The sequence below is a fragment of the Haloechinothrix sp. LS1_15 genome, assembly GCF_033042135.1.
Taxonomy (GTDB): Bacteria; Actinomycetota; Actinomycetes; order Mycobacteriales; family Pseudonocardiaceae; genus Haloechinothrix.
In genome coordinates this window covers 157,772-171,710 of record NZ_WBXM01000008.1, presented here as the reverse complement: position 1 = coordinate 171,710, position 13,939 = coordinate 157,772, and the positions used below count along the sequence as shown (strand labels likewise).

General features: G+C 68.3%; 20 protein-coding genes and 2 tRNA genes. 10 read left to right on the top strand and 12 right to left on the bottom strand.

The genetic code is table 11. The features are described from left to right. Positions 1-81 precede the first annotated feature (81 nt). On the top strand, positions 82-1,089 hold the full coding sequence (locus F8178_RS14160) for a DUF3179 domain-containing protein (protein ID WP_317495244.1): 1,008 nt from the start codon (positions 82-84) through the stop codon (positions 1,087-1,089). After that, positions 1,086-1,736 (top strand): hypothetical protein, encoded by a 651-nt coding sequence (locus F8178_RS14155; RefSeq protein WP_317495243.1) that lies wholly within the window; start codon positions 1,086-1,088, stop codon positions 1,734-1,736. Before F8178_RS14160 ends, F8178_RS14155 begins: the two co-directional genes overlap by 4 nt. Here the strand turns inward: F8178_RS14155 and F8178_RS14150 are convergent. Next, entirely contained in the window at positions 1,710-2,579 is an 870-nt protein-coding gene (locus tag F8178_RS14150; protein WP_317495242.1) for a cytochrome c biogenesis CcdA family protein, read from the bottom strand. The genes F8178_RS14155 and F8178_RS14150 overlap by 27 nt on opposite strands. Before the next feature lie 18 nt (positions 2,580-2,597). Continuing rightward, positions 2,598-3,161, bottom strand: coding sequence for a redoxin domain-containing protein (locus F8178_RS14145; RefSeq protein ID WP_317495241.1), 564 nt, complete (start codon positions 3,159-3,161; stop codon positions 2,598-2,600). Between the two features lie 287 nt (positions 3,162-3,448). Here F8178_RS14145 and F8178_RS14140 point away from each other — a divergent pair, with 287 nt between their 5' ends. Genes F8178_RS14140 through F8178_RS14130 form a run of 3 tightly spaced genes read left to right on the top strand, consistent with a single transcriptional unit; the run spans position 3,449 to position 4,915 of the window. Then, positions 3,449-3,913: a hypothetical protein gene (locus tag F8178_RS14140; RefSeq protein WP_317495240.1), complete on the top strand. Its 465-nt coding sequence runs from the start codon at positions 3,449-3,451 to the stop codon at positions 3,911-3,913. Next, positions 3,910-4,176 carry a thioredoxin family protein gene (locus F8178_RS14135; RefSeq protein ID WP_317495239.1) on the top strand — a complete coding sequence of 89 codons (267 nt, stop codon included), beginning with the start codon at positions 3,910-3,912 and terminating at the stop codon, positions 4,174-4,176. The genes F8178_RS14140 and F8178_RS14135 overlap by 4 nt, the downstream gene beginning before the upstream one ends. Continuing rightward, entirely contained in the window at positions 4,169-4,915 is a 747-nt protein-coding gene (locus F8178_RS14130; protein ID WP_317495238.1) for a Crp/Fnr family transcriptional regulator, read from the top strand. Before F8178_RS14135 ends, F8178_RS14130 begins: the two co-directional genes overlap by 8 nt. Here F8178_RS14130 and F8178_RS14125 read toward each other — a convergent pair. The 3 genes from F8178_RS14125 to F8178_RS14115 form a co-directional block, all read right to left on the bottom strand. Then, positions 4,888-5,895 (bottom strand): phosphatase PAP2 family protein, encoded by a 1,008-nt coding sequence (locus F8178_RS14125; protein WP_317495237.1) that lies wholly within the window; start codon positions 5,893-5,895, stop codon positions 4,888-4,890. The genes F8178_RS14130 and F8178_RS14125 overlap by 28 nt on opposite strands. Before the next feature lie 159 nt (positions 5,896-6,054). After that, entirely contained in the window at positions 6,055-6,396 is a 342-nt protein-coding gene (locus F8178_RS14120) for a hypothetical protein (RefSeq protein WP_317495236.1), read from the bottom strand. A gap of 138 nt (positions 6,397-6,534) precedes the next feature. After that, positions 6,535-6,927, bottom strand: a complete 393-nt coding sequence (locus F8178_RS14115) for a DUF2784 domain-containing protein (protein ID WP_317495235.1) — start codon at positions 6,925-6,927, stop codon at positions 6,535-6,537. 151 nt (positions 6,928-7,078) lie between these two features. On the opposite strand from F8178_RS14115, the gene F8178_RS14110 reads away from it, so the two are divergent. Next, a complete protein-coding gene (locus F8178_RS14110; protein WP_317495234.1) occupies positions 7,079-7,639 on the top strand; it encodes a small multi-drug export protein in 561 nt (186 codons plus the stop codon). 133 nt (positions 7,640-7,772) lie between these two features. On the opposite strand, the gene F8178_RS14105 is transcribed toward F8178_RS14110, so the two are convergent. Both F8178_RS14105 and F8178_RS14100 read right to left on the bottom strand, forming a co-directional pair. Continuing rightward, positions 7,773-7,910 (bottom strand): hypothetical protein, encoded by a 138-nt coding sequence (locus F8178_RS14105; protein ID WP_317495233.1) that lies wholly within the window; start codon positions 7,908-7,910, stop codon positions 7,773-7,775. Positions 7,911-7,963: 53 nt separating this feature from the next. After that, complete coding sequence (locus tag F8178_RS14100) at positions 7,964-8,194, bottom strand: hypothetical protein (RefSeq protein WP_317495232.1); 231 nt, start codon at positions 8,192-8,194, stop codon at positions 7,964-7,966. A 42-nt stretch (positions 8,195-8,236) separates the two neighbouring features. Between F8178_RS14100 and F8178_RS14095 the strand changes: the two genes are divergently transcribed. Both F8178_RS14095 and F8178_RS14090 read left to right on the top strand, forming a co-directional pair. Then, entirely contained in the window at positions 8,237-9,007 is a 771-nt protein-coding gene (locus tag F8178_RS14095) for a helix-turn-helix transcriptional regulator (RefSeq protein ID WP_317495231.1), read from the top strand. Continuing rightward, complete coding sequence (locus tag F8178_RS14090; protein WP_317495230.1) at positions 8,995-9,174, top strand: DUF397 domain-containing protein; 180 nt, start codon at positions 8,995-8,997, stop codon at positions 9,172-9,174. The genes F8178_RS14095 and F8178_RS14090 overlap by 13 nt, the downstream gene beginning before the upstream one ends. A 210-nt stretch (positions 9,175-9,384) precedes the next feature. On the opposite strand, the gene F8178_RS14085 is transcribed toward F8178_RS14090, so the two are convergent. Then, positions 9,385-9,457, bottom strand: a tRNA-Lys gene (locus F8178_RS14085). Between the two features lie 280 nt (positions 9,458-9,737). On the opposite strand from F8178_RS14085, the gene F8178_RS14080 reads away from it, so the two are divergent. Next, positions 9,738-10,922, top strand: coding sequence for an Ig-like domain-containing protein (locus F8178_RS14080; RefSeq protein ID WP_317495229.1), 1,185 nt, complete (start codon positions 9,738-9,740; stop codon positions 10,920-10,922). A gap of 71 nt (positions 10,923-10,993) precedes the next feature. On the opposite strand, the gene F8178_RS14075 is transcribed toward F8178_RS14080, so the two are convergent. The 3 genes from F8178_RS14075 to F8178_RS14065 form a co-directional block, all read right to left on the bottom strand. Further along, a tRNA-His gene (locus F8178_RS14075) sits at positions 10,994-11,069 on the bottom strand. An 89-nt stretch (positions 11,070-11,158) separates the two neighbouring features. Next, positions 11,159-11,779, bottom strand: a complete 621-nt coding sequence (orn, locus tag F8178_RS14070) for an oligoribonuclease (protein ID WP_317495228.1) — start codon at positions 11,777-11,779, stop codon at positions 11,159-11,161. Then, positions 11,776-12,849: a helix-turn-helix domain-containing protein gene (locus F8178_RS14065; protein WP_317495227.1), complete on the bottom strand. Its 1,074-nt coding sequence runs from the start codon at positions 12,847-12,849 to the stop codon at positions 11,776-11,778. Before F8178_RS14065 ends, orn begins: the two co-directional genes overlap by 4 nt. Before the next feature lie 71 nt (positions 12,850-12,920). Here F8178_RS14065 and F8178_RS14060 point away from each other — a divergent pair, with 71 nt between their 5' ends. Beyond that, on the top strand, positions 12,921-13,130 hold the full coding sequence (locus tag F8178_RS14060) for a hypothetical protein (RefSeq protein WP_317495226.1): 210 nt from the start codon (positions 12,921-12,923) through the stop codon (positions 13,128-13,130). Here the strand turns inward: F8178_RS14060 and F8178_RS14055 are convergent. Continuing rightward, on the bottom strand, positions 13,127-13,927 hold the full coding sequence (locus tag F8178_RS14055) for a methyltransferase domain-containing protein (RefSeq protein ID WP_317495225.1): 801 nt from the start codon (positions 13,925-13,927) through the stop codon (positions 13,127-13,129). The genes F8178_RS14060 and F8178_RS14055 overlap by 4 nt on opposite strands. Positions 13,928-13,939 lie beyond the last annotated feature (12 nt).

Below are 13,939 nucleotides of genomic sequence, written 5' to 3'. Positions count from 1 at the left end.
CCGCCCGCCGTACGGGTTGGCTGGAGGCACGCGCCCTCCGAGCAGGCGAGGGAACAGTGGGACGCAGAGGTGGTGAGAGCCGTGGAAGGGTCAGCACGTTCGGCACCCGGCAGGCGGCAGGTACTCAAGGGCGCCGGTGTGCTCGGCGGGCTCGCCGTGCTGGGCGGCACGGGCGGCCTGGTGTGGCGGGCGCGGCAGGACACGGCGGGAAGCGCGAGCGCATCGGCGAACGGTGAGTTCGATGACCTCGTGGAGGCGACCACTTCAGGTGGTCCGGGCAAGGACGGTATTCCCTCGATCGACGATCCGCGGTTCGTCACCGTCGACGAGGTGGACTACCTGGACGACGACGACGTGGTCTTCGGCCTGCGGTACGGCGGCGAGGTCCGCGCCTACCCGCAGCCGGTGCTGGTGTGGCACGAGATCGTCAACGACCGCGTGGGCGGGGATCGCCTCGTGGTCACCTACTGCCCCCTGACCGGCACCACCATCGGGTTCACCGGAACCGGCGATCGCGACGACATGACGTTCGGTACCACCGGCAAGCTGGTCAACTCGAACCTGCTGATGTACGACAGGGAGACCGACTCGGAATGGCCCCAGGTGCTCGGTACCGCGATCACCGGGCCGTTGATGGGAGAGGTCCTGCGTACCGTGCCGCTGGTATGGACCACCTGGCGAGCCTGGCGCGAGGCGCATCCGGACAGCGCGGTGCTGTCTCTGGACACCGGCGCGGCTAGGGACTACACCCGGGATCCCTACGGTTCCTACCCGAACCGGAGCGGCTACTACGTCGACGAGGGCACCCTCTTCCCGGTACTGCACACCGACGATCGGTTCGGCGACAAGGAGGTCGTGCTGGGTGTGCGCGCCGGAGGGGAGCAGCTGGCGATTCCCAAGGAGCTCGTCCGTCAGGACCGCTCGGTCGAGGCCGACGTCGGTGGCGTGGCCATCCGTGCGGAGTGGGACGAGGGGCTGGCGACCGCGCGAGTGTGGGAGCTCGGCAACGGCCTCGAAACCGCGGATTTCATGGACGCGATGTGGTTCGCCTGGTTCGCCTTCTACCCGGACACCGAGGTGATGCGGTGAGCGACCCTGGCTCCCTGGCCCGCTGGCTCGCCGGTGTCGGCGACGTCGGCGACGCGCTGGTGCGCGCCGTGGCGCGTGTACCGCAGACGCTGCGGACGGTGCTGGCCAGGCGACCCTACCGCGGGGTGGTCCTGATCGCGGGCTCGGTGGTGCTGTTGCTCTACCTCGTCGCGATCGGTGATCTCGCCGCTTCGTTGTCCGGCAGGTGGGCCGGATCGCCCACGGTCCAGTTCGTCGACAGGGGTGTGTTCGACGCGAGGGCGCCCTACCTGTTCGAGCCGCTGCTCGCGCTGTATCCCGGCGCGCACCTCGCCGTTTTCGTCAGCCCTGTCAATATCGCGCTTGGCGCGGTCCTGGCGTTGCTTGTCGGCTGTTCCCTCGCCGTGGCCGCCTACACGGCCCGTCACGCGGTGGCCTGCCGCAGGCCGGGCTACAGCGGGGTACTGGCCGCCGCGCCCGCTTTCCTGCTCGGGTTCGCGTGCTGCGTGCCGACGTTCCTGCTGGTGCTGGGCACCGGGGTGGCGGCGAGCCTGATGCCGGTCCTGGTGCCGTTGCAGCCGGTGTTCTACCCGCTGGCGCTGGTGCTGGTCGGCGGCACGCTGGTGTGGTCGACGCGGCGGTTACGTGCGCTGACCGGTGCCGGCTGAGGCGCGGCGCTTGCGCAGCCCGGCGAGCACCAGCCCGAGCACCGCCACGGCCAGGGCCACCAGCAGCGGTACCACGCCGATGGCGTCCACAACGGAAACCAGCGCCTCCTGTAGCGATGTCGCGGCGCCGATGATGGGGTCGTCGGCGCCGCTGCCGAAATGGAACAGCCGGATCTCGTATACGCCGTAGTAGGTGACGTACGCACCGGCGAGTACCAGCAGCGATCCCGCGATCCGGTTGATGTGCCTGAGCACGCCTCGAACCCGCGCGACCACGGAGGAGCCAGCCACCGCGACGGCCATCGCGAGCACGCCCACCACCAGCGCCATGCCCGCGCCGTAGGCGAGGAACGCCAGCACACCCTGGCCGACGGAACCGGCGCGGAACGTCTGGCTGGTCACCGCGAGGAACGGGCCGATGGTGCACGAGAGCGACGCGATCGCGTAGGCGAGCCCGTAGGTGAACATCGAGTGCAGCTGGCTCGTCGGCGCACCACCCTGGGGCTTCGGCAGCATCAGTGACAGTTCGCGCCCCGACAGCAGCCACGCGCCAAGCGCCACCAATGCCACACCGATCACCACGGTGATCACCGGTAGGTACTGCTGAACCTGGCTGGCGAGCGGCGAGACGACGAGCCCGAACGCGCCGAAGACCAGCAGGAAACCGGCGGCCATCGTCGCGGACGCCAGCAGCGCCCGGGACACCGCCCTCGCCCGGCTATAGTGCTCGCCGTCGCCGAGTACCACCAGCGCCAGGTAGGCGGGCAGCATCGCGAACCCGCAGGGATTGAACGCCGCCACCAGCCCCGCAGCGAGGGCGAACGCGAGGATCGAAGGGTCCATATCGGGCAGTTCGCGGTGTTAGGAGGATGTCAGCGCGTCGAGGCGGTCACCGAGCTCGTCCTCGGACACCGAGCCGCGAACTAGGTCGACGTCCCCGTCGCCATCGAGGAACGCGTAAGCGGGCTGGCTGGTGACACCGAAACGGGTCCACACGTCCCGCTCGGCATCGTTGATGTGCTCGAAACCACCCAGTTCATAGGTGGACACGAAATCCTGCATGGCCGCCAGCTCGTCGTCGGCGGCGACACCGACGAACTCGACCTCCCCGCCGTGGTCGGCGTGCGCTTCGGCGAGAGAGGGAGCCTCGGACTGGCACACGGTGCACCACGGTGTCCAGAACCAGAACACCGCGGGCCCTTCCGCGTAGGCCTCCCCGTGTATCTCGGTGCCGTCGAGGGACTCCGCGGTGAACGTCAGCTCGTCGGGAACTTCCATCGCCTGTTCCGCGTCGCCTTCGGCGGTGGAGCCAGCGGTGTCGTCGCCTGTGGAATCCGCGTCCGCGTCGTCGGCTGCGGAGCCGCAAGCGGCGAGGGTGAGCGCGGTGGCTGCGAGTAGCCCAACGGTACGGGTACGAATAGGCACGCTGAACCTCCAGTCTTCCGGATGCTTGTCACGATGCTAGTCACCGCGAGGCGCGGAGGCGCACGCCTGCGCCCCCAGCGCCCTCCATTCAACCGTGCCCGACGGTATCTCGCAGGGGATTGTCAGGGCGCTGACACTGCGATGTCCGGTTGGCGAACGTTATGTGACCGCGGGTACCGAATGTGTCGTGTTCGCCGTGCCACCGTGTATGACCAGTTCCGCGCTCCCGCGGCCAGTCAGCCGGCCGGACACCGGCCGGACAGCGAATCAGCAAGGAGGTTGATCTCATGTCGACACAGGTGCACGCCACTCCAGGAATCGGCGCCAGGGTGGGCTACGGCGTGGTCGCCGGTCTCATCGGTGGTGTGGTCTTCGGCATGCTCATGGCGATGATGGGAATGTTGCCCATGGTGGGCATGCTCATCGGAGTGGAGAACGCCGCCGTCGGGTTCATCGTCCACCTGGCCAACTCGGCGGTCATCGGTGCGATCTTCGGCGTGATAGCAGGGAGCTTCGCCGACCGGATCGCACCGATCCTCGCAGGCGGCATGATCTACGGCATCATCTGGTGGGTGCTGGGTGCGCTGATCCTCATGCCGTTGTGGTTGAGCGTGACCGCGGACCCGGGAATGAGCGACATGGTGTTCGTGATCGAGGCCGACCAGTGGCTGAGCCTGATGGGGCACGTCATCTTCGGACTCGTCGCCGCGGCGGTGTTCTACGGACTGTGCCGCCGCACGGCACGCGGATGAGACGGGCGCACCTCCAGGTGTACATCGCACCCGGCTGCGCGGGCTGTGACACGGCGTCGCTGCTCGCGCACCGGGTGCGCCGGCTCCGCCCGGCTCACCGGGTGGAGATCGTCGACGTCTCGGATCCGCAGGCGACCGTGCCGGATGCGGTGATCGGGACACCCGCCTATGTCCTCGAAGGGGCGGTGTACTCGCTCGGCAACCCCGACCTCGATGAACTCCTCGCCGAACTGGACAAGCTTGCCGTCGGCTACGATGCTTGAGTCCATCAGTGCCGACGGTTCGGTGTCCGGAGGGTTGTCGGTGCGCGAACACTGGTGCATCTCCGAGGTCGAGATCTTCCGGGATCTCACCGACAAGGAGATGGCTACGATCGGGTCGCAGGCGCCCGCGCGCACGGTCGCCGCGGGTCAGGTCGTGCACGCCCCCACCGGCACGGCCCAGGTGCTCTACATCGTCAAAACCGGGCGGCTGCGCTTCTACCGGGTGACCACCGACGGTCGTACGGTCACCACGGGTGTCGCGGGACCGGGCACGGTTTTCGGTGAGATGGACCTGCTCGGCCTGCGCATGGGCGGCACCTGGGCCGAGGCGATCGAGGCGAGCCTGCTCTGCCTGATGAGCAGGAACGACGTGCGGCGGTTGCTGCTGTCGGACCACCGGATCGCCACCCGTATCACCGAGCAACTCGGTGCCAGGGTGGCCGATCTGGAGGAGCGGCTGACCGACGTGGTGTCGAAGAACGTCAACGAGCGGGTCGCCAGCTCGCTGCGCTCGCTGCTCGCCACCGATCAGGACCGCAAGCCGCAGCCGATCAAACTCACCCACGAGCAGCTCGCGCAGCTGGTCGGCACCACACGAGAGCGGGCGACCAAGGCGTTGGGCGAGTTGGCCGAGCTGAATCTGGTACGGCTGCGCCGGGGCAAGGTCGTGGTGCAGGACGAACGTGGTCTGGCGGCCTATGCCGACGGCGCCTACCGTGCCTCTGCCGAGGCACGGTGAACGTCCGGTTCCCCACGCGTGGCCAGCTTCAGCCGGATGAACAGCTCCGGCAACACGAAGAATCCCCACAGCATGGTCAGCATGCCGCTGAGGTAGTCCCGCGCGTACCCGAACTCCCCGGCTAGGTCGGGGATCGTCACTCGAAGCAGCGCTACCATGGCTGCCATCCCCGCCAGGCCGAGCACGCCACGCAGCACCCTGACCCGGATCGACCCGGCGGCGCTGTACCAGCCCCGCGCCCACAGCAGCGACAGTGCCACCAGCAGGCCGAGCAGCACACCGGAGACCTGGAACAGCACGCTGATCCCACCGGTGACCACGTCGTCGGGAACGGCGCCGGTCCAGCTCGCCGGGGCTGTCCAATCTGTCCGGACGATCGCCTGCCAGCTCACCGCGATCAGCGGGGCGACCAGTGAGATGCCCAGCGCCATGACCAGCTGCCCCCGCAGTGACCAGCCTTGCCACCAGCGGATGACCCGGTCCTGGTAGCGCAGCGCCAGCCAGACGATCCCCACCCCGAGCACCAGCCCGACGAGCAGGTCGCTGATGAAGTGCACGCCGAGATAGAGCCGGGACAGTGTGATGCCAGCGATCAGGAACACGGCGACGACCCAGAACCAGCGTCGCCGCAGCATCGCCGCGAGATAGCCCCACATGGTCGCTGACATCTGCGCGTGCCCGGAGGGCACGCCGAAGCTGGATTCGGTGGCCAGCTGGGTGACCTGAGGGCTGAGCCAGTAGGGCCGCGGCCCGTACACCAGGGATTTGAGCAGCATGTTGACGGCGGCACTAGCCATTAGCAGCACGTACAGGCGTGCGCCGAGACTCGCGCTGATGCTCCAGAACACCAGCGGGGCCAGTGCGAGGTAGAGGAACTGCGAACCGAGCGCTGACAGTCCTGCCATCGGCAGCTCCAGCCAATCACCCCAGCCCTGGACCCAGACGACCGGTGCGATCTCGGCTTCCCACAAGGTATCCATGAGTCCACCCCACTCTGTGTGTACCGGCGCGCCCGGCCTGTCCGGTCCGCCGCCCGATACCGGCCTGTCGACGACCGGTGCGCAGATCGTAGGCAGTGGGGTGGATCACAGGAAGCCCTACTGTTCCGCTTACCGGAACAGTAGGGCTGTGGATTAGCCCTACTCGTCCTCGTCGCCGTCCTCGCCCTCGCCGCAGGCGTGTGTCCAGGTCGCCGAGGCGTGGGCTTGAGCGGCTGCCTCGTGGTCGGCGTCCGGGGCAAGCAGGCTGGTCTCGTTCTCGTCGTCCAACATCTGCTCGACCATCATGGCGATCTCGTCCTCGGAACCGAAGTCGCAGTACATCTCGGCCCGGTCGTACAGCTGCTCGTAGCTGAGCTCCTCGCCGGGCTGGATTCCGGCGTTCTCGACCTCCTCGGCCCACTGATCCTGCGGGGACGATCCGCCGCAGGCGGCCACGGTGGCGGCGAGAGCGAGGGCGGGTAGCAGACCAATCTTACGCATCGAAAGGCTCCCAAATGATGACGTGCTCGGCATGCGGACACAGCATTATCGACGCGATCATGTTGCCAGAAGCCGGATCCTGAGCGGCCACCGCATGCCCGGTAGGCGAACACCCGGGCATCAGAGCGTGCTGCCGTGTCAGCCCTCATGCGCCTCGGAGGGCGCGCGCTCCCGTTGCCGCCGCCGGTACCAGAGGACGAGGGTCCCGACATAGGACAGGATGACGAGGCTGATCACCAGCACGGCGACGTGCGGGAGCAGCTCGTGGGGGAAGAGCGTGCCGTAGATGTAGTACTCGTTGAAACCACCCGGCATCGGATCGAGCCCTTGGGCCATGCGGAACTGGTCCTCCAACCACGTCAGCGGGTGCTGCGGGTTGATGCCGAGTACGACGAGCAGCCCCCAGAGCGCGAACGGGAGATGGGGCAGGAGCGCGCGCGGCCAACGCCACCCCAGAAAGCCGCCGAACACGATGTAGGCCAGGCCGAGGAAGTGAACGGCAGCGGTGATCTGCGCCAACACGGCGTACACCGAGGACACCTCCCGCATGACTCGTTACCGGCGATTATAGGTGCGGGCCCTTGCTGTCGCTGCGCCCAGCGCGGGGCGGTGGTGATATCGGTCCCGTATACCTTGCTATATATACCGTCCAGACGGTATATATTGGCGTTGTGGAAGCGACGTGGCAGGGGATGGTTCCGGCGGCTTGCCCCTCGCGGGCGAGCGGGACGCGGCGGTACGGGGGGTGCCGGTGAGCGTGTCGAGCGTGTTGATGCTGATCGGGGTGTTCCTCGGCGGGGCGGCGCCCTGGCTGGAAGCGATCGTGGTGATTCCCGCGGGGATCGTGGCGGGTCTGCACCCGGCGCCGACGGTGATCGTCGGGCTCGTCGGCAACCTGCTGACAGTGGCGCTGGCGGCGTGGTTCGGCGAGCGCATTCGGTTGTGGTGGTTCGCTCGCCGCAGGCAGCGGGTGACCGTGGGCGCGGGGGCCGGTGGCGCCGACGAGCAGGAACGCCCGGCCAGCTGGGCTCGTGTGGAGCGGGTGATGAACAGGTGGGGCCTGCCCGCGCTCGCGGTGCTGGGGCCTATCGGGCTGGGTACGCAGCTCTCGGCACTGGTCGCCGTGGGGCTCGGCGTTCGCCCGCGGGTCGCGTTCGCCTGGATCGGCATCGCCACGATCGTCTGGAGCATCCTCGCCGCGATAGCCGCGGTGACCGGGATGTCCATCGCAGGAATCGGGTAACCCGCCAGGAAGTGTGGGGCTGAACGTGACGTTCAGTGCCCTAGACGGAACGGCTGCCACATTCGGCTCGCCGTTGCTGTTCGCTGGCCGTCATCCGAGCCGCGTTCTACTGTCCATTGCGGATCGAACAGTGTCACGCGTCGTCGCTGTCGTCGCCGCGTGGTGTGGTGTTGTTGGGGTGGTCGGGGTCGTCGGGGGTGATGATGTGGACTTCGTCGTAGTGGTGGTCGTGGATGATGATGGTGCCGTCGGCGCGGTACCAGGTGCTCATGGGTCGTTCCTCCGTGCTTCTGGGGGCGTGAGTGGACAGGGTGGGTGGGCGCGTCACAGTCCCCGGTCGAGGTAGTAGCCGTTGCCGAAGCGGACCATGCGGGGCCGGGGGTCGTTGGCGTGCCGAGCTTGCCTGCGCGCGCGCAGCCGGTCGGCCAGGCGTTCCCAGGGCACCAGCGTCAGGAGTGGCAGGGCGAAGATGCCGAGCATGTACAGCCAGAACCAGGACATGTGGTCATCGTCACGCCGGTCGGCTACGCTCTGGAACGGACTGATGACAGACACGGCTTCCCGTGTATCCCTCGTATGGAGCAGTGAGATGGGGGTGTGAGGCCAGTGAGCCTGTTCGGCAGCGAGCTGCGTCGCGCGCGTGAGGAGCTCGGGTGGTCCCGGGACAAGCTCGCCGAGGAAATCAACTTTTCGGCTTCGCTGGTGGAGAAGGTCGAGACGGGGACCAAACCGCCGAGCGTGGCGTTCACGCGGGAGGCCGATCGCGTGCTGGGCACCGAGGGCTTGCTCGGCCGCATCCGGGAGCACCTGCTCACGCAGGAAGGGCTGCCCGAATGGTTCCGGTCCTGGTACGAGATCGAGCAGGAAGCCGCGGCCATCTGGTGGTACGAGTTGTTGCTCATCCCCGGGCTGCTCCAGAGCGAGGATTATGCTCATGCACTGCTCGGCGGAGACGAGAGCAAGGTCTCCGCGCGCCTGGAGCGCCAGGAGATCCTGACCCGGGAATCCCCGCCGCCCCCGGAACTGGTGATGCTGGTGGACGAGCGCGCGCTACGCTACCCGATGGCCGGGCCGCAGGCGATGCGGGCGCAACTGGAGCACATCATGACCGTGGCCGAGCGTTACGTAGTACAGGTCGTGCCGATCGCCTGCGGTACCCACCTCCACCTCGACGGATCCTTCGGCATCGGCGTAGTCGACGGCCGCGAGTACGTCTACGTCGACACTCCCGCCCGTGGTTTCGTGCTGGATAGCCCGGATGTACTCTCGAGTATGAAGCGTCGATGGGATCTGATTCGCGCTGAGGCCCTGCCACGGCGGCAGTCGACCGAGCTGATACGGGAAGTGGCTGAGCAATGGACGACGTGAGGTGGCGGAAGTCGTCACGGTCGAACTCGAATGGGGGAGCGTGCGTCGAGGTGGCGACCCGGAGTGACCATGTGATGGTGCGGGACACCAAGGACCGCGCGGGCGGCATGCTGGACGTGCCGTTCCCGGCGTGGCAGGCGTTCACCGCACAGCTACGCGACCGGTAACCGGTCGAGCGGAACCATCCCAGTGCCCCCGCGCTCGTCGACGCGGGGGCACTGCCGTGTCACCGGAGGGTCACGGCCGTGAGCGAGCCAGTCGCGATCAGCCGCCCCACCGGATGTCCCGTCGGCTGCCGCGCAAGGCGCACAACAAAACGGCCGGACCCTGATCAATCAGGGTCCGGCCGTGGTCGATGTCCTGAGACATCACAAGTGTGCGCCACCAGGGACTCGAACCCTGAACCCGCTGGTTAAGAGCCAGCTGCTCTGCCGGTTGAGCTAATGGCGCGAGCTTATCCCCGCGATCCCCCTGCCGCAGTGACGTGAAAACCGTAGCACGGCGTGATGATCGTCCGACACGGCGGGTCCGGTTCCGGCGCTGGCCAGCGCGGGAGCCCTCCATGGTCACCTGGAAGGGTGAACAGTGTGCGTTCGTGGCGCTGCTCCATACGGATGGCGCTTGACATGGATCACTCCGATCGGGCGAACCTTCAGGCACACTGGGGCGTGAGTCGGGGGACCCCACTCCGCGCGCGGAGTCAGGGCAGCAGGGTGAAAGGGGGTCGCGCGTGCGCGTGACGGGCAGGGCGATGCGGTGGGTGGCGCTGACGCTGGCCACCGGCTTGCTCGCTGCCGGCTGTGGTTCGCAGGCCTCCGATATCTCACCTCAGGGCGGAGAGGTCGACACGCCTGCCGAGACGGCCGTGCTCACGCTGACGCCGGAGGATGCCGCGACCGGGGTGATCCCCGCCGACCCGGTCACCGTGGTGGCCGAGGGCGGCACGCTCACCGACGTGAGCCTGGTCGGCACGCACGGCTCGGTGGTCGACGGGGAGATGAACGACGAGGGCACGGCGTGGAGCTCGGCCGAGCCGCTCGGCTTCGACAGGACGTACGTGCTGGAGGCGAGCGGGGTCGGTGAGGACGGCGAGACGGTCACCGAGACCGCGGAGTTCACCACCGTCCTCCCGGCACAGCGGGCCGATGCTTACCCGAACGTGATCGACGGCGCCACCGTCGGTGTCGGCATGCCGGTGTCGTTCGAGTTCGATACCCCGATCACCGACAGGGAAGCGGTCGAGGACGCGATCGAGATCACCAGCGAGCCCGAGATGGAAGGCGCGTTCCGCTGGTTCAACGACTCCTGGCTGGTCTGGCGGCCGCGCGAGCACTGGGAGCCGGGCACCGAGGTCGAGGTGGATGCCCGGCTCTACGGCAGGGACTTCGGTGACGGTGTGTTCGGCGCCAAAGACCGCTCGGCGAGCATGACGATCGGCGAGGAGGTCATCGCCCGTGCCGACGGGGCGACCCATGAGATGGAGGTCACCATCGGCGGTGAGCACGCACGCACACTGCCGGTTTCACTGGGCAAGCCGGATACGCCGACACCGAACGGCGTCTACACCGTGATGAGCGAGCACTACGACTACACCATGGACTCCAGCACGTTCGGCGTGCCGTCGGACGCCCCCGAGGGCTACGAGATCACGGTCAGCCACGCCGTCCGCATGTCGCACAGCGGCATTTTCTACCACTCCGCGCCGTGGTCGGTCGGTGACCAGGGCAATCGCAACGTCAGCAACGGTTGCATCAACCTCTCCACCGAGGACGCCGATTGGATGATGAACATCTCCAAGCCCGGTGACCTCATCGAGGTGGTCAACGCCGGTGACCAGGAACTGGCCGCCAGTGACGGCTGGAGCGTATGGCAGATGTCCTGGGAGGAATGGACCTCGGACGGGGAAGGTGCTTGAGGCGAGTCGGCACGGTCACGCGACACGAAAACGACAGCGGCCCCCGCGAATCTTCGCGGGGGCCGCTGTCCTGGGGTGAGTGACGGGGCTTGAACCCGCGACCTCCTGGACCACAACCAGGTGCTCTGCCAGCTGAGCTACACCCACCATGGCCCGCGCTCGCGCCGTGGCGACACCGGCTGCCATATCGTAGCGTGCGCCCCGACAGCGCCCGTCATCGGGCCTCGGTTCCCATCTTACTCGCCGTTGCCGTCGCCAGAGCGTCCCAAGAGCTCGGCCGCCGCCGCCCGCGCGTCCTCGCTCGTCGGGCCCGGCGGAGCGACGAACGCGGTGCGGCGATAGTAGGCGAGCTCGCTGATGGATTCGCGGATGTCTGCCAGCGCGCGATGGGCGAGCCCTTTGTCCGGCTTGGCGTGAAACACGCGCGGGTACCAGCGACGCACCAACTCCTTCACCGAGGAGACATCGACCATGCGGTAGTGCAGGTGCGCGTCCAACTCAGGCATGTCGCGCGCGAGGAACGCGCGGTCGGTGGCCACAGAGTTCCCTGCGAGGGGGGCGGTGCCCGCTTCTGGTACGTAGCTGCGGACGTAGTCGAGTACCTGTCGCTCTGCGTCGGCGAGCGTCACCGTGGAGCGCCTGCACTGCTCGGTCAGCCCTGAGGCCTCGTGCATGGTGCGTACCACTTCGGGCATCCCGGCAAGCGTATCGTCATCGGCGTGGATGACCAGGTCAACGCCCTCGCCGAGCACGGCCAGCTCCCCGTCGGTGACCAGGGCTGCGATCTCGATCAACGCGTCCTTGCCGGGATCCAGCCCGGTCATCTCGCAGTCGATCCATACAAGACGATCTGTCACGCCTTGAGCCTATCGGCGGGACGATCCCGGCGGGACCGGTGGTCGTCGCTGTGGCGTTCGGGCTCCTGCTCGCGCCGGAACATCGCGCGGTAGGCGGCCGGTGAGGTGCGCATCAGCTCGGTGAAGTGATGGCGGAAGGTGGCTGACGACTCGAACCCGACGGCGCGGGCCACCTGCTCCACCGGGGTCGTCGAGGTTTCCAACAGTGGCAGGCTGGCCTGCACCCGTTGCGTGTTGAGCCAGCGGATCGGGCTGGTGCCGGTGCACCGCGCGAAGTTCCTCAGATACGTGCGGGGCGCCATCATGGCCTTCTCCGCCAGCACCGCTACCGTGATCGGTTGCCCGAGATTCGCCAGCGCCCAGGCCATGCTCTCGCCGATCCAGTCGTCGTCGGGCTCGACCGGTACCGGCGATTCAATGAACTGCGCCTGGCCGCCGTCCCGCTGCGGATGCACAACCAGCCTGCGGGCCAGGCTATTGGCGGTCCCCGCGCCGAAATCCTGCCGGACCAGGTGCAGCCCCACATCGAGCGCTGCGGCGCCGCCCGCGCCGGTGATCACGTCACCGTGGTCGATGTAGAGCGGGCGCGGGTCGACCTCCACCTCCGGGAAACGCTCGCGCAGCAGATCAGCGTACCGCCAGTGGGTGGTCGCGCGTCGCCGGTCGAGCAGGCCTGCGGCGGCGAGCGCGAACGTTCCGCTGCAGATGGATACCATCCGGGCGCCGCGGGCGTGGGCCGCGCGGAGCGCGTCGACCACGTCCGGGCCTGGGTTCCCGTGTCGATCGGCCACCCCAGGCAATACCACCGTGTCGGCTGCCGCGAGGTCGTCCAGCCTTCCGTGCGCCCGCAGCTCGGCACCACCCAGCACTGCGACCGGGGCAGCGTCCTCGACGCACACGCTCAGCCGGTACCAGTCCTCGCACACGTCGGGACGGTGCCGCCCGAAGATCTCGGTGACGGTGCCCAGCTCGAACGCACCCATACCCTCGTGAGCCAGCACAGCCACCTTGTGCCCGGAAGCAGGAGGCGGCGAGTGTGCGGGCGGGTGTGCCTGCGACGGCGGTGGCATGGCGCAATCTTAGCGAAGTGTGGCGATCACGCCACTGTTCCCGCGACTGTGGCGCGAGCAGCATGACAGGCGTGACAGTCAAACGAGAACAAGCCGCCACGTGGCACGAGTGGTTCGTGGCGTGGGGACGTTACCTGGGGCCGCGGATGGTGTGGGCAGCGCGGGAGTTCCTGTACGGGATCGATACGTGGAGCTCCGTCACGCACGGCCTGCAACCAGCCGAGCGCTGCCGGACGAAGCCTGGGCAGCCCGGGGTAGAACGCGCGCCGGGGAAGCGCTAGCGCGTGAACGTTGCGGCGACGATCTGCGCGACGCCGTGGAAGTCCTGGGTGATCTCGGTGAAGCCGCGCTGCGAGAGCAGCTCGGCCACCTCGCCGCGTTCGAACATGCGCAGACCTGCCAGCCTGCCGCCCGCGAGGTCGAACGTGCGGGCCGGTTGGCGCTTGCGGAGCCCACTGGCCAGCAGCACGATCCGCCCACCCGGTTTGAGCGTGCGCGCGAACGAGTCCAGCGCGGCCTCCGGGTCGGCGAACATGTGCAGCGCCGCGAAGCAGCACAGCGCGTCCACGGTGTCCGCGGCCAGCGGGAGGGCGACGGCGTCACCACGCAGGTAGGCCACAGCGGACTGCCGGGCGGTGCGCTCGACGGCCCGCGCCAGCATGGGGTGCGAACCGTCGAGCCCGACCGCCAACCCCGCCCCCTCGCTGCCGCCGCCTGCCGGAGTGCCGACGGCGGTGCCGAAGGCGCGGGTGAAGCGACCGGTGCCGCACGCGACGTCCAGCACGGTGTGCCCCGGTGCGAGCCGGAGCCGCTCGACGGCCAGCTCCACCTCACCCGCCATGCTGGGCCCGCGCGGCCCTTTGAGCACGCGACCGAGACCGGGACGCCAGTAATCTTCGTAGATGGCGGTGACGAGCTCGGCGCGCATGAGCCGCTGCGTGACTCCGGTCGAGGGGCCCGCCTGGTCGGTGTCGCCGAGCAGATCGAGGTAGCCGCGCGAGAAGTCCGGGCGTTCGGGCGGTTCGGCGAGCAGTTCGAGTAGCCGGGCCACGGTGTCGTCGGGTGGCTGTCCAGGCACGGCGGACCATCC

Bases quoted from the DNA above. Each gene is read 5' to 3' on its own strand.
- F8178_RS14105 (WP_317495233.1), bottom strand. From the start codon at position 7,910: ATGAGCACCTGGTACCGCGCCGACGGCACCATCATCATCCACGACCAC.
- F8178_RS14065 (WP_317495227.1), bottom strand. From the start codon at position 12,849: ATGCCACCGCCGTCGCAGGCACACCCGCCCGCACACTCGCCGCCTCCT.
- F8178_RS14125 (WP_317495237.1), bottom strand. From the start codon at position 5,895: ATGGATACCTTGTGGGAAGCCGAGATCGCACCGGTCGTCTGGGTCCAG.
- F8178_RS14135 (WP_317495239.1), top strand. From the start codon at position 3,910: ATGAGACGGGCGCACCTCCAGGTGTACATCGCACCCGGCTGCGCGGGC.
- F8178_RS14150 (WP_317495242.1), bottom strand. From the start codon at position 2,579: ATGGACCCTTCGATCCTCGCGTTCGCCCTCGCTGCGGGGCTGGTGGCG.
- F8178_RS14090 (WP_317495230.1), top strand. From the start codon at position 8,995: ATGGACGACGTGAGGTGGCGGAAGTCGTCACGGTCGAACTCGAATGGG.
- F8178_RS14130 (WP_317495238.1), top strand. From the start codon at position 4,169: ATGCTTGAGTCCATCAGTGCCGACGGTTCGGTGTCCGGAGGGTTGTCG.
- F8178_RS14140 (WP_317495240.1), top strand. From the start codon at position 3,449: ATGTCGACACAGGTGCACGCCACTCCAGGAATCGGCGCCAGGGTGGGC.
- F8178_RS14120 (WP_317495236.1), bottom strand. From the start codon at position 6,396: ATGCGTAAGATTGGTCTGCTACCCGCCCTCGCTCTCGCCGCCACCGTG.